We start from the raw sequence: 15,818 nt of genomic DNA on the forward strand, positions 1-15,818 counted from the left end.
AGAAAAAGAAGTCCCAAAAATCACATTTGGGACCTCCTCTTTACATCAACCGGTATTCCTTAATCCTGCAGCAACGCCGCTGATTGTTAATAACACCTGAGTCAATAATTCATCATCCGGATCTTCAACCTTGCGAAGCTCTTTTATCAACTCCACCTGAATGAAGTTAAGCGGATCGACATATGGATTTCGTCTGTGGACAGAGTCTTTGATATTTGGTGTATGGTCAAGAAGTTCTTCATCTTCTGTTATTTGCAGAAGGATATTCTTGGTTCGTCCATACTCCTCTAGAATGTTGCCAAAGATACGGTCAGCAATTGCTTTATCTTCCACAAGTGAAGTATATTCCTGTGCGGTGGTGATATCCGCTTTCATCAAAGCCATTTGCAGGTTATCGATGGTACTGCGGAAAAATGGCCATTCAGCGTACATTTCCTGCAATCGTTTTAAATTTTCAGGACTTTGCTGTGCGAAGCTCTGCAAACCAGATCCAGCCGCATACCATGCCGGGAAAAGCTGTCTGCTTTGTGTCCAGGCGAATACCCATGGTATTGCACGAAGATTTTCGAATTTGGCACTGTTTTTACGGCTCATCGGACGGGAACCGATATTCAGTTCAGCTAGTTCTTTCAACGGTGTAGCCTGGTTGAAATATGTGATGAAATCTGGATCTTCAAATACAAGTGACTGATATTTTCTTAAGGAGACAGCAGAAATTTGCTCGATGGCATCGACCCATCTTGGGTCACGCAAATGACCCTGCTCAGATTCCTTCAGTACATTAGCTGCAGCCTTCATCATCGTAGATGTAGCCTGTTCAAGGCTTCTATAGGCAATATCCTTCAATAGATAACGAGAGGATAAAACTTCACCTTGCTCGGTAATTTTTACTCCCTGGCCAAGTGTTTCGACAGGCTGGGAAAGCAGGCTCTTGTTCAATGGTCCGCCTCCACGGCCTAGTGAACCTCCTCTGCCATGAAAGAACTTGAGTCCGATTTGATATTTCTTCGCCATTTCATTGATCTCCAGCTGAGCTTTGTAAAGCTTCCAGTTGGCTGTCAATGTTCCGCCATCCTTGCTTCCATCTGAGTACCCAAGCATGATTTCCTGCTGGTCCCCCATCTTCTTCAAGTGATCGCGGTAAATTCGCAAATTGAATAATGTTTCCATGATTTTAGGGCCTGCTGTTAAATCGTCGATTGTTTCTAGCAATGGAGCGACGTTCAGATCCGTCTCAAATGTACCGTCTGCATGAAGTCTGTAAATTCCAGCCTCCTTTGCAAGGACAAGGACTTCAAGCAAGTCGCTCGCAGATTGAGTCATACTCACTAGGTAAACGGAAATCGATCGCTTCCCGAATTCATTGTGCGCTCGTTTTATCATTTCAAAAACTTGAAGCATTTCCTGCGTCTCTTTTGAATAATCATCATGAAGAAGAAGCAATGGACGTGGGTCTTCAAGAATTTTCACAAGCAATTCCTGCTTTTCATCTTCGGATAGGGAAGGATAGTCCTGGGTGATTCCTACCTTTTTCAGTATTTCAGCGATTGCTGATTCATGTTCTCCGCTGTGGTTACGGATATCTAGAGTAGCAAGGTGGAAACCGAACAACTGTACTTGCCTGATCAACTTTTGCAAAGTTTTAAGTTCATGATGGACAGGATGATGCTGATAGATGCTTTGTTTTATGATAAAAAGGTCTTCAAGCATTTCCTCTGATGATTTGTAGCCGATATCTGATTTTCCAGCTTCCTTAAGCCTTTGAATGATGACAGCAAATTTACGGCGATATACCTCTCCTTCAATATTCCATTTTTGATCCTCTGTTAGATATCTTTCCTCATCTTTAATGACCGATGCCATTAACTCTTCACTAACAGCTGCTCTTGTTGTTGAATGGCTGAATCGCTTCATCAAATCAACCAAAACCGCTTTATACTTTTTAAGCACCAGACGTCTTTGTCTTTGCAATGTCTCCCATGTAATATCGGGAGTAACATTTGGGTTCCCATCCCTGTCACCGCCTATCCATGAACCAAAACGAAGGAAATGGGGTACTTTCCATTCATGTTCCGGATAATGGTCTTTCAGGCTAGTTTCAACTTCCTGATGGATTTCAGGCAGGACATCGAACAGTGTCTGGTCAAAATAATAAAGACCATTCCTTACTTCATCAATGACGGTAGGTTTACGGTCCCTCAATTCATCTGTCTGCCACAGGACGGAAACCTCATTGAATAAGCTTTCCTCGATCCTCTCACGCTCTTTCTTGGATAAGAGTGGATTGTCCAGACTTTTGAGGATATCTGCTATCCTTTTTTGGATCTCCAGGATTGAACGTTTGGTGGCTTCCGTTGGATGGGCTGTAATAATCAATTCCAATGAAATGGTATTTAGTACATTTTGGATGATATCAGAGGATATATAATTGTCTTTCAATGAAAGGATTGCTGCTTCAATAGAGCCTGGCTGTGTGCTGATTTCAGACTTGAGCAGATAGTCGCGGCGCCTGCGGATCCGGTGATTTTGTTCCGCTGCATTGATTAAATGAAAATAGACGGAAAAAGCTCTGATGATATTTTTCCTCATAGGAACAGACAAACCTGCAATTTCCTCTTTTAAAGCAGGGTATGTATCACGGTCATGTTCATTCCTCAGTGTTTTGCACATAGCACGGATTTTTTCTACTTTTTCAAACAATTCCACTCCGCCATGGTAGACTAGAATATCTCCAAGGATGTTTCCAAGCATTTTAACATCCCGGCGCAATGGCAAACTGCTGTCGTTCACTTCAATTCCTGATGTCATTTTGTCACCTTCCTATAACTAGTGAGAATATTTTAAATATTAATATATCACAAAAGTACCGAGATTGTGAAGTGATAAGCATATTGAACAAGGATGCCGGCAATAACTTACCTGTTTTATAAGTGTAAGTATTCCTTATTTATTTTTCCACTCAAATGCCTTTCAAACAATCCCTATCAAAGAAAAGGCTTCCCTATATGGGAAGCCAATATCAATTCGAATTCCTATTCGTTAGCTTGCTTTATCTTTCTTCTCAGGTTTACCGGTTACAATCAGTTTCATTGATTTTGTGGCCTTGCTTTTCCCCGCGAAATTCTCGGCTTCCACAAGCAAAGTATGCGTACCATTATCAAGATCTAATTCCACCTGGAAAGTACCGTCCCGTCCTGTTTTAACCGAATCAACCAGGAATACTTCATTTCCGTGCTGTTCGTAAATATTTACTGTTGTTCCAACGGATGCTGTACCTTTTATTAAGACTGGCACTCCCTTCACCATCATTTCCTCCTTGTCAAATGTTGGTTCTTCAGGGATTTCCTGCTCTGCATCCTTTGACCAGCGCAAAGCATTTACAAACAACTGTCGGCCCTCATCTGTCCAGCCATAGTCTGGTCCGATGATATTCGTTACCGCAAATGTAGACATAAGCAGGTGCATGTGCTCCTTGCTCCTGAATTCAAATTCAATCGAATTACCTTTACTCTCACTGTCTACAAACAAGTTAGCAACAGGTACGCCTGAATAACCTTTGAACGTAGAATATGGACTCTTCTCCGTGTGGATTTTGACCAGGCCATTTTCGTCCAAATTAATACCAGTGAAGATTGGATGTCCATCAGCTGCGTTGACATAAACGGCGCCTGCATTATACCCTTGCTGGTCCATTTCTGGATTTCCCATTATCTCTTTTAGCAATGGAATAGAACCTTCAGCGACGCCCCATGTTCCTGTAAAGACAAGACTTGTTTTATGTTCATCGCTCTCTTTGATCAGCTGTTCGAACTGTTCCCTGGTTCCTTTGTTTGTATTGACCAGGATGATGTCGTATTTTCCGACATTGCCAAGGATATCCCATTCTTTTTCTTCTGCAAAAAGTTTTTGCTCGTTTAATAACGCTGTCAGGGATCCGTTAACATCTCCAAGCACTGCAGCTTCAAATGCATTTAATTCAAGGCTTAATTCCATATCTTCGGTTCCGATCTCTAACTCGAATTTTTCATAAAGGTATCCTTCTGCAACAACTTCCAATGTGTACTCACCAGGAAGTAAATTCTCAAATGCGTACGTTCCATCATCCTTGCTGTAGCCACTCATCTTAAACTCCGGCTCATCCTTTGGAATAAGAGTCAATGCAGCACCAGTTACCAGTTCTTTCCCTGTCTTGCCGGAGATCACTCCATTCAAATCTGAACCATCAATTGCTTCGAGTGTGAAGTTCAGCTCAATATTGCTTCCAAGTTCTTCTACATTAGCTTGTTTTGTTTGTTCAGCAAACCCTCTTGCCTGGACCTTTAATTCATATTCACCAACACCAATCCCAAACCTGTACTGACCAGCCGCATTGGTTGTGGTCTTGTGGCTTGTTCCCTCGATGGTGACAAAGGCACCTGCAATTGGCTTACCCTGACTATCCAAGACTTCACCTTTGATCTCACCCTGGCTGGCTGTCAATGCGTAGTCTATCGCATTCAAGTATACCTTTTTCGCATTTTCAGTCCATCGATCATTAGGGTGACCATATCCGCTAATTTGCAGTTCGGACAGTAAAATATGGACACTATTTGATGAACTGAACTTATAGCCAATTGTGCTTCCCAGATCTCCCTTTTGAGGGTTTGTAAGAGTTGCAAGAGTTGTACCACTGTAATTTGTAAAAACCGAATATTGTACAGCACCTTTTGGATTCAAAAGGAAAGGTACTTCTTCTCCTTTACTGAACCCTTTCAGGATAGGATGATTTTCTTCCACTTTCAGATTAAGTTCTTTGTCAACATAACTTCTCTCAAGTGTTTCTGGATCACCATAGGCATCACTCAAATCACCGATTGTCCCGCCGTAATTGGCAGTGAAAATCATGCTGACTTCGTTCTTATTGGCTTTTTCAACCATCGCTTTAAAACTGTCTTCTTTCATGTAATAAGAAGTGTCATTCACAATGACAAGTTTGTAATTTTGCAGCTCCTCAATCAGACTTTCGTATTCCGTATACGGATAGAAATCAATGTCATACCCATTTGCCTCAAGGAATGGCAAGATCCTATCCTTCTGATAAGGATTTGCAAGAACGGCTATTTTTTCAGAAACAACAAGGGAAACATTCATATCAGTCTGCTGCCCAGTTGTAATTTCGACTGACTTGTAAATCGGCTTATAGCCTGTTGCTATTACCCTAATCTCATAGCTGCCAGCAGGAAGTGTAGCCTGATAACTTCCTTCCTCATTTGTCTTAACTGTCACCGGTGTTCCAATCACGTCTATCCTAGCTCCAGCAATGGCATCTTTAGTTGATACATCGATAACTTTACCAGCAAGGATACCGGAAGCAACTGATTTGATAGCAAAACCTTCTGATACTGCTTTACCCTTGTTAATTGTAATTGAAAAATCTTTTGCTTCGTGTCCGAAAGCTTCAACAGTCAGGGTATAGGTTCCTTCCTCAAATGCAGCAAAGAATTTCCCTTTGTCATCCGTTTGATAGGTTTTTCCCGTTTCCTTCACCTTAATTGTCGCCATTACTGGCCCATTCTCATTCTGGACTGTACCATGTAGTTCACCGACAAGCGCTTCTTTCTGGTCGAGTGCCCAGTTCAGCGCATTGTTCAATAACCTCTCCCTTGCCGGGTCAAAAGAAGCATTCGGCTTGAATACATGGCTGATTGTCATATTGGCAAGAAGGATTTCCACCGAATCGATTGTCCTGCCCTTGTATGCCACCATGCTACCCTTCTCGCCCGTTTCAGTATGCGAGAAATCCACGATAGTTTTACCAGAATAGCCGTCAAATCCATAGTAGTAACCTGACTTGCCAGGTATCTCGATAGTCTCCCCGGCCTTGAAACCAGTTGTCAAAGGATGTTCTTCCAACACCTTCCCTTGCGCTCCAGCTTTGTTGTTATGTTCAAAAATTGTTTTCGGTTCATTATTGAATTCTTGCAAGTACCTGATCGAACCACGCCCTCCGGCCTGGCCTGTCCAGATGACAGATTTCCGCTTTTCATCCAGGGCTTTTTGGAATGCCAGGAAATCTTCCCTCGATGGAACGAGGCTTGGTGCATAATCAGAATTGGCGAAAATAACATCCACCTCATCCAATTTGTCTAGATCCTGATAATTCAGGTTCATGACCTTGTAGCCTCTTTCCTCAAGATATTGCTTATAAGATGTTCCTGAAGCAGTCAAGTCCACAATTACGCCAACTGTCGGTGAAAGTCGCAATTTTATATTCAGGGACACTTCTTGATTGTCTGTAATTTTCACTGCAACATCCTGGCGTACATATCCTTCCTTTTCAATCCTTGCTGTATAGTCTCCAGGCTCAACTTTTGAGAGGTTATATTGCCCTTGTAAGCTTGTCACCGCTTCTCTTGGTATTCCTAAGAGTGTGATTTTGGCTCCTTCTATCGCATTTCCATCCTTGGAATCTTCTACGGTTCCAGAAATCGACCCAACATTTTCAGCAACTGAAAGTTGAATATTCTTCGGTTCACTATCCATCTCTGCTGTTGCTTTTATTGTTTTGGAAGCATATCCATACGCACTGATTTCAAGTTCGTATTCTCCGGATAACAACGCTATTGAAAAGTTGCCGTCTTCTCGGCTTGACTTCGTTTGGAACGGCTGTCCCTTTACCTTTATATCTGCCTTTAATGGGTTGCCTTGTTCATCGACAATCGTGCCATTGATCACTGGGTATTTGACATTTGCTGCCCATAAAACCGAGTTAATGAGGAGTTGTTTCCCTTCCTCTGTATAGTCTTTAGCTCCGTGGTAATAAGCAAAGCCATGGCCACTCATCAGCAATTCAACGCTGCCGGCTGATCTAGGCTTATAAGCGATTCCAATGCCATGTGTGACATCCGATCCTTCGTGCTTGATCTCCGCAAGCGGATAGCCGCTGTAATCCTTGAAGTATCCAATATAGCTGGCTGCAGGTGTGAGGATTTCAACGAGATCGCCTGTTTTTGCTCCATTGAAGATTGGGTGCTCCTCTAGAACCTTATACTGTGCAGCTTCGGTTGTTTTTCTAATTGTTTTGAATTCCTTTGGATCCTGTCTATAATCTACAAGCTCTGATATACCGCCACCCCATACAGCGTCACCATAAATCAGGCTGGTTTGTGCTTTATCTGCTGCTTCCATCATTTCATCAGTTATTGCTGATGAGCTTGGATCATTGAAGAAAATGACATCAAAATCACCCATTCTCTTAACTAGATCGGGAGGCTGCACATCTAATACATTAACACCGATTTCTTTAAAAAGAGCTTTGAAGTTTTTCTCGGAAGAATAGTAATCACCTACTACACCTACTGAAGGCATAGTGTGCATCTGAATGTCAAATTCAGCCGAATGGCGGGCGACATCGACAATTTGAGTTTGTGCGATGTATCCTTCCTTACTGAATTTAAGTTCATATACTTCTTCCTCTAACCCAGAAACTTCATACCGTCCGTTAGAAGCAGTTTGAACTTCTGAAATAGTTTCGTCTGCTGAGTTTTTAACTGTAATATTGACACCTTGAAGCTCCATACCTGATATGGAATCCGTTACAGTGCCTGCTAGTAATCCTTTTTCTGACTCACCTAAGGAAATTTGGACTGTGGCAGGCGCCTCCTTAGATACAGTAACGGTTTCTGCTTTAGAACCTAATCCTTTTGACCTGACTTCCAGATTGAAGGAACCTTCATCGTGGAAAACCGTGAAGTTTCCATTAGCGTCAGTCTTTGCTTTAACTCCCGTTTCAAGCACTTCGATATTTGCCACGACAGGTTCCCCTGCTGCATTAGTCACTGAACCTGTTAGCTTTCCGTATTCAGCTTTGTACAGATAATCTATACTGTTAAACAAGATTTGCTGCTGACCGTGAAGCCAGGACTTGGAACTCTCCCAAGGTACTGTAGCATGGCTGGATAATAACAAATGTGCGCTGTCTTCTGATACAGCGTTATAGGCAATCCCGGATCCGACAAAACCAAGGTCAGTGTTGCCGATTTTACCGATTGTCCTTCCTGAATACTGGTTAAACCAGGCAAAGTCCGCGTTATTTTCTAACACATTGATTCTGTCTCCAGGTTTATATCCCTTGAAAATAGGATGTTCAGTTTCAACCTGTATTCTAACTTCTCCGCCATCATAGTCATGACCAAGCTCTTTAGGATCCATGTAGAAGTCTTTCAGATGATGAATGGAACCATAATTTGAGCCCCACTGGTCCGTTAATATGATGCTGACATTTTGAGTTTTTGCTTTTTCGGCCAATTCTTTAAACTGGGCCTCTGTTGGCTTTGCCCCATCCGAACCATATGCGCCATTCAAGTAAAGTACTTTATAACGGCCAACATCCTCAATCACGTCCCAGCCCCGTTCTTCAGCTGTATAACCATTAACGTTCAGCAAGGTGGTGATTTCGCTCTTATAATCATTGAGAACTGCAATATCGATAGGCTGCAATTCGAAGGTCAGGTCTGTATTTTCACCAGCTTTTACAACAATTTCAATGCTGCCAGCCTTATAACCTTTTAATGAGATTGCTGCCATATATGTTCCCTCGAACACTTCATTTGTTGCAAATGTTCCATTGCTGTTTGTTTTCCCCTCAACTGGTGACTCACTAAGTTTAACCATAGCTCCATCTACTGGCTTGCCAGTACGCTGATTTTTTACCAGGATGGAGAACGAACCTTGGGCTGCATCTTCAAGTTCATAGCTTTTCGTGAATACATAGCCAGAAGAAAACTTTACCTGTTCGGTTATTTGCTTTTTACCATAGGAGGAAATCCGAATGGTATACTCTCCAGGTGTGTTCTTAAGGACAAAGTCTCCATTTTCATCTGTTTCGACTGACTCCCCTGTTTCCACTACTGTCACAGAACCCTGGGCAGCATTTCCATTCGTATCCTTTAATGTACCTTTTACAATACCAGGTGACTTGTAGCTCTGTACACCTGTCTGATAAGGGACGAATACCTGTCCTGGAAGAATTGGGATCCCGGAAGTGCTATAAACTGGAAGGCTGAAATCCTTCAACCTTTCACCGGTATACACATCAAGGATTGACAGGTTTCCACTTGTCCCTGCAAAGAATAAAAGGCCGTTCGCGGAAACAGAACCATTGTTTAACGTGGCGCCAACAGAACGGTTATTCCATCGTTCTTCACCAGTGTTTGCATCAAATGCGCGCAATACCGGCTGAACAGCTGAACCAATGACGACGATATCTTCATAGACTATCGGTGATCCAGCCTGTGTATCCCCGATTCCGCCAGCTTTCCATTTTTCTTCACCCGTTTTCGCATCTAGAGCATAAAGCGTACCGCCTTCAGTATTAAAATTGGTACCTGCCACGTATAGCGTTCCTTTATCGTATACCGGTTTGGAAGCAACACCTTCATTTACAAGAGTTTTGCTCCATACCTCGGTTCCGTCCTCTATACTGAGTCCTCTCAGTTTTTGATTATCATAGCTTCCGATAAAAAGCATACCGTCTCCCGCACTAGGCCCGAAATAGGTAGGCGCGTCAAGTTCGACACTCCATTTCTTTTCACCTGTTTCTGCATTCAGCGCGGTTAGCTTTGCATCCTTTGAAAGATCTGATGCAACAAACAGAGTCCCATCAATAAATAACGGAGATTCATAGACTGCTATGGCACCTATATTTGCCGTCCATATGATACTGCCTGATTTAAGATTGAGAGCATAAACCTTCCCATCTTCTCCACCTGACAGATAGACTTTATTTCCTTCGATCGTTGGTGAAGACCTGTTCGTACTTCCGATTTTCACTGACCATTGCTCTTTTCCTGTTACAGTATCAATCGCAATAACATATCCACTGTCAGTAACAAGAATCATTTTTCCATTAGCTGTTGCAGGAGTGGAAAATAAGACTTTTCCTTTACCTGTTGCATCGTATTTCCATCCTTCTTCTAGCGCATCCAGGTCTATAGCATTTCCGGAGACAGCATTCCGGTGTATGTTCCCATTCGCCATTTCCCAGCCTTTATTTAACGGTGAATCATTAGACTTCACCTTCAAATCAATGGATGTATCATTACTAACATCTATCTCTTTTGCCAACCCAATTATCCCTTCTCCAGAAACCTGGAGAACATATTGTCCGGCAGGCAGATTTTTAATTTCATATGTGCCACTAGCATTTGTCCGGAATGTGGATAGAGGTGTCCCTTTTACTCTTACATATCCATAAGGTATAACCTCTCCTGATTCATTTGTTACGCTTCCTTTAACAGTAAACGCCTGGGCGTTCTCCAATATCCAATTCACTGATTGTGTTTCTCCTTTTTTCAGCTCTATTGTTGATTCCAAATCTTTATAGCCAAAGGATGTAACTTTAATCTTATGACTGCCTTCCCTGATCTTAAACTTGAAATTCCCGTCTTTTCCAATGTCATAGGACAGGGCTTCTTCCTTGATTTCAAGTTTTCCTGTAAGTGGCTTGCCATCCTTATTTGTCAGCTTACCAGTAAGCTCACCCGCGAAAGCTGTTTCGGTGACAGCCTGATAAATATTCATGATTCCTGAGCCATATGAATCATTAGGCAACGTTCCCATATGCGGCTCTACTCTGGCTGTCTGCGTGAGTGATTCTTTTACCTGGTCCACTGTCAGGTTAGGATTCGCCTGCAGCAAGAGAGCTACCGCTCCAGTGACATGGGGAGTTGCCATTGAAGTACCGCTTATTGTATTGTATTTCCCTTCATTCCTTTTAGCAGGCCAGGCTGAATATATCCTGTGGCCCGGTGCAGAAATGTCTGGCTTAATAAGCCTTTGCTCATTTCCATTTTCATCTTTCCAGAAAACCGGTCCGCGACTTGAAAAATATGCTATTTGGTCATAGATATCGGTTGCGCCGACAGCGAATGTTTCTGGAAAGCTACCAGGGGACCCGATTGTTTGTGAGCCAGGACCATCGTTTCCAGCTGCGAATGCAGGGAAAATCCCTGCCGATATCCATGCTTTGACATCTTCATAGAATTCGAGATTATACGTATTGGCATTGCCCCATGAATTGTTGACCACATGCGGAGCTTTTGAAGGATCCCCGCCTGGTGCCATGAACCATTGGAATGCCTGGTGGATGGCCGATAGCGTTGTCGAGCCACCGTCGTTGAAAATTTTAGCTGCGATCCATTCTGCTTCAGGAGCTACCCCTATCGGTTCTCCATCCCCGCCGCCAACCGCAGTACCCGCAACATGGGTTCCATGGCCATGTCCGTCATTTGGAGTTTTGTATCCCTGGCCTGATAGGTCAATCCAAGAATATTGATGATTTCCATCCCGGCCACGGTAGTTTTGCTTTAGTGCTTCGTGGTTTCCATCAACTCCAGAGTCCATAATCCCGACGATTATACCCTCACCTTTCAATCCGTATTGTCCCCATACTTTTGGTGCATAGATTTTTTCCAGTCCCCATTCAGGCAGTCGCGGGGGATTTTCTTCTACCGTCACTTCTGGGAGGCTTAGGGTTTCGTCGAGAGAGATCTCGGCAATATCCTCACGTTTTTTCAGTTCATCCACTGCTTCTTTTGTGACAGAAGCAGTGAGTCCATTGATGATCCAGAGAGAACTTTTCTTTTTGGCTTTTCCTTTTGTTTCTAGATTAGCGAGTGCCTGTTGGATTCCTTTTTGAGAATTGTTCGCTTTTTCTTTGAGGTGTTCTTGGATGGTTTTGATTTTTTCTGCGCGGTTCTTCTTTGCTTTTACCTGAGGATAAATCTCATTGAGGTCTGGTTGGTCTTTCATCCTGATGATGACATCGATTTCTTGCTCCTTCTCAAGGGCTTTAAGGAGAGCAGCTTCTTTTTTCATTTCAGCAGCTGTTCCTTCATCACCTTTCAGAGGTGGAGGTTCAATTCCCAGTCCATCTAATAGGTTTGTCAGCTGATCACTTCCTGCCGACGTTGTTTCTTGCTCTTCTGTTTTTCCTAAAGCATAAATTTGCTCCCGCTGTTTCTCCAGTACGAGTTCTTCTTTTGAAAAACTCTTGGGTTTTTGTTCGGCGGCCGATGCCAGCGAAGTTGAAAATGATGAAAAAACCATTAACATTGCCAGCAACACAGCCGAAGTCTTTCTTAAAGTTTCCTTCGTTTTTCTTCTCAATTTTCTTGCCCCCCTGAAAATTTGATTAACGAAGAAATACTGCATAATTTTGTAAAAACCTTCTATTTTATTGAATATTTATACTATTCTGAATAAAATGAATACAAAGTATTACTATTTTTGTAATTTATAGGAAATATGTAATGGTTGTTTGTAATGAAAAAAGACCATGAAAATGGTCTTGGAGATTCGTGAAAAAGAGGTCACCAATAGACCTCATTGGTGCCCAAAAAACCGAGATTCCAGAAAAAGAGATCACCAATAGACCTCATTGACTCTCGAAAAACCTAGATTCGAGGAAAAGAGGTCACCAATAGGCCTTATTGGCGCCCAAAAAACCGAGATCCCAGAAAAGGAGGTCACCAATAAGTTTAATTGGTGACCAACATCCTCGTTCATAATATGCCCTTTGTCCGTATTCTGAAAGACCATAAAAATGGTCTTGAATTTTGAATTAATTCATAAAAGGAATTACTTTAGCGTGACAGGTATTCTCATAAAATTCAATTGGTCCGGCATTATCTATGTGTATTTCTTTATACCCTCTATTTTTCATGGCATCCAGGCAAAAATGCAGCAAAGATTCTCCAATTCCTCCAGCTCTGTTATTTTTTGCGACACCCATTGGTCCAAAATAATGTGGTTTATGAATATCAAAAGCAGCGAAGCCAACTATCCTCTCTTCTTGATCTTCCGCGATAAAAATAGAAGGCTGCTGCTTCCTCAACTCGTGTTTAATCGACTCAGTCCAGCGGGTGCCAAATTCTTCGTTTATGAACAGAATCAACCTTTCAGCATCTTCATTGCTAACTATTCTAATTTTCCTGTAGAGTGTATCCGGTTTCTTGTAGCCTGTTAAATCCAGGGACATATCCCGGGAAACTGTAGCAACACTGAGAAGTGTGTTATTCATTTCTTTAGTCAACAGCTTTTCAGTTTGCCCGGTCTTAATCAGAGCCTTCAGGACATGCCCTTCGTTTAGATAAATTTGATTGTAGTTTCTCATATAGCTGATTGCTTGTTCAATCACTAGTTTCGTTGATTGACAAATTGGAATTTTTAAAGGTTCGCAGATTTCATAAGAAAGGTTATCAGGACTCGGGTTAAATGTATTCTTCAAAACATCAATATCGATACCGCTTTTTTGTTTTGCCTCCTTTATAGGGAAGGAGCCATCGTCCAAACACCCGATCAACAGATGCTCAGGCACCAGGCATGCGCTCTGCGTCATTTGGCAATCCTGTTGTGCGATTCTAAATACTTTTTTCATGTGTTTTGTAAGTTTTACATCCTTTAGCTCCATTCTATTCTCCCCCTGAAATGCTCGATAAAGTGCGCATTGTTTTAATATTCCAACCAGTTGGCGTAAATTACGTTTCAGGGAAGGAAGGTCCCGACTGTACAGAAGATACCCTTACCTTTTCGTGATGGAAACGAGCCTTTTCTGTCACTCAATCGACTCCTATTGCGTAATACCAATCTTAGGCACTTACTTTCAATTGCCCTTCTTTTCTCCTGATTGATGAATAGCTGTGAAGTGCCATTCCGAGCATGACAAGGATGATGCCGATCCAGGATAAAGGAGATGGAAGAGGCAGTGATAAGATAAAAAATTCACCCGCTAAGGCAAACAGCACCTCCATTGCCTGGGTTGCCTCTACCGCAGCGAGTTTCTGCATATTTCCTCTCACTAGATCTGTTGCCTTGAAAAATAACACAGTCGCAATTACACCAGATGTTATGGCCACTAAAAGTGACTGGAAGCTTTGGTTCCCTGTAGGGACTCCTTCCGTCCAAAAACCATATAGAGCTAAGAGTAACCAGAATGGCAAACTAGCCAGAGTCATTCCAAGGACACGTTGATATGCATCAAGATTGCCATTGGTTACTTCCATCATTTTTCTATTTCCTAATGGATAGGCGAAAGAAGCGATAAATACGGGGATGACTCCGAGAAAAACCATTTCGATTGGTATATGCTTTGCATGCTCAAATTGCATAAGCAGTATACCTGCCAAAATGATCACGGACATCCCGAGTCCCTTAAAAGGTATTTTTGCCCTGACTGTCCTTAAACCTTCATTAGTCATTGTTATTTCATAAAATAAGGGACTAAGCAAAGCACCCGAAATGATCGTGATTTGCCATGTACCTGCAATCAGCCAGCCGGGAGAAAAGGCTGCAGCATAGGTAAGGGGTGCATAGAATAAGACAAAGCCAATAAAGCTCCAAATAAACCATTGATTTGGATTTTGCATCATATTCTGGATTAATGGCTTCAAATTCTTCCTTGCTGCCACTATGGCCAAAAGGAATGGAACCATGAATATGTATCTCAGTGAAGCACTCCATATCCAGCTTCCTCCAGATAATTCCATTGATTGATTCAGAACAAAGGTGAATGCGAAAAAGAAGGCCGCTAAAATGCCTAATAAAATAGGTCCCATTAACTCAATCCCCCTTAATAAATAGGCTCTATTTGTTAGCTCTATTTGTTAGCTTTATTTGCTAGCACCATCAGAAGAAAAAAACCGGCATCCTGGCTTTTACTAATAGTTCTGAGGCATAGGTTAGGCTGGAAAGCGTGGCCATAAAGCTACTATCGATTTAAGACAGCCATTATTTAAATTCCTTGATCAACGGTGCTATCTTTTCGATTTTATTTGTCCAGATGATTCCCTGGTAATCGTCTGGTAAGCGATCAAGATCTGCCTCTGTATCAAATCCAGAAGAGAAGCCGCTGCCATTTCCTCCGACGATGACAGTACTTGTACCTTTTTGCTCCATGCGATCAACAAATTTTTCTGGCCAGCCCCAAAGCCATGGGCCAATTTTTTCAGGAATCTGCAAATGAGTATTCGTACAGGACTCTGGTAAGTATCCAGTCCAGCCAATAGCAATATAGGGCAGTAAACAGCTTTTTAGTGTTTCTTTTGACATAACTTTCGTATCAGGCATCCGCGATTTTAAAACTGCGATAGGTTCATCTCCCCCATAAACAGTCAGGTGATTTACTGTTTCTTTTGGGTAGTTATTCAGGTAGGCTGCAAGGAGTCTGCCTTCATCGGGGTCATTGCTTTTTATGTGAATCATCAATTGTTTACCGCCAAATTCCTGCAATACTTCCTCCAGTGTTGGCATCATGCCAACGCCTTTTCCTCGAAAGGGATAAGTTTTTCCATTATCAGCAGTGTATCCATATCCTACATCAAGAGCCTTAAGTTCTTTCAAGCTATGTTCCCTGGTAACACCCACCCCTTCTGTCCGGCAATCCAGTGTCCAGTCATGAAATACAACAAATTCACCGTCAGAGGTTGGGTGGACATCTAGCTCCACAATATATGCGCCAGCATTGAAAGCAGCTTTTATCGACGGAATAGTGTTTTCCAAAAATTCATGTTCCGGATTATGTATCTTTTCAGCAGTACAGCTTTCCCCTGTAACACCCTTCATATCAAACGTCTGTGCCATGCCTCTATGGGCCAATAAAGTCGGCTGCTTCGCAGAATTTGTAAGTAATGTAGTATTATTTATGAAAATAAATAAAATCAAGACCAGCAAGAATATCATTTTTTTCTTTTTTAAAACTTTCATCTTCTTCCTCCATCCTTCTTAACAATATAACATATCCAGAGCGGAAGAATCACCAAGTTTTACCATAAAAAAACACC

The 15,818-nt window shown here is 42.2% G+C and carries 5 protein-coding genes; all 5 read right to left on the reverse strand.

What is annotated here, in order from left to right:
• Window positions 1–45: 45 nt before the first annotated feature.
• Window positions 46–2,808 (reverse strand): phosphoenolpyruvate carboxylase, encoded by a 2,763-nt coding sequence (gene ppc / locus DYI25_RS07470; protein ID WP_213367776.1) that lies wholly within the window; start codon window positions 2,806–2,808, stop codon window positions 46–48.
• A gap of 231 nt (window positions 2,809–3,039) precedes the next feature.
• Window positions 3,040–12,147 (reverse strand): carboxypeptidase regulatory-like domain-containing protein, encoded by a 9,108-nt coding sequence (locus DYI25_RS07475; RefSeq protein ID WP_213367777.1) that lies wholly within the window; start codon window positions 12,145–12,147, stop codon window positions 3,040–3,042.
• Between the two features lie 454 nt (window positions 12,148–12,601).
• On the reverse strand, window positions 12,602–13,450 hold the full coding sequence (locus DYI25_RS07480) for a GNAT family N-acetyltransferase (RefSeq protein ID WP_213367778.1): 849 nt from the start codon (window positions 13,448–13,450) through the stop codon (window positions 12,602–12,604).
• Between the two features lie 178 nt (window positions 13,451–13,628).
• Window positions 13,629–14,594, reverse strand: a complete 966-nt coding sequence (locus tag DYI25_RS07485; protein ID WP_213367779.1) for a DMT family transporter — start codon at window positions 14,592–14,594, stop codon at window positions 13,629–13,631.
• A 172-nt stretch (window positions 14,595–14,766) separates the two neighbouring features.
• A complete protein-coding gene (locus DYI25_RS07490) occupies window positions 14,767–15,741 on the reverse strand; it encodes a glycerophosphodiester phosphodiesterase family protein (RefSeq protein ID WP_213367780.1) in 975 nt (324 codons plus the stop codon).
• Between the last annotated feature and the right edge of the window lie 77 nt (window positions 15,742–15,818).

It is taken from the genome of Mesobacillus boroniphilus, from assembly GCF_018424685.1.
In the GTDB taxonomy this organism is placed as follows: Bacteria; Bacillota; Bacilli; order Bacillales; family Cytobacillaceae; genus Mesobacillus; species Mesobacillus boroniphilus_A.

Bases quoted from the DNA above. Each gene is read 5' to 3' on its own strand.
- ppc (WP_213367776.1), bottom strand. From the start codon at position 2,808: ATGACATCAGGAATTGAAGTGAACGACAGCAGTTTGCCATTGCGCCGG.
- DYI25_RS07485 (WP_213367779.1), bottom strand. From the start codon at position 14,594: ATGGGACCTATTTTATTAGGCATTTTAGCGGCCTTCTTTTTCGCATTC.
- DYI25_RS07490 (WP_213367780.1), bottom strand. From the start codon at position 15,741: ATGAAAGTTTTAAAAAAGAAAAAAATGATATTCTTGCTGGTCTTGATT.
- DYI25_RS07480 (WP_213367778.1), bottom strand. From the start codon at position 13,450: ATGGAGCTAAAGGATGTAAAACTTACAAAACACATGAAAAAAGTATTT.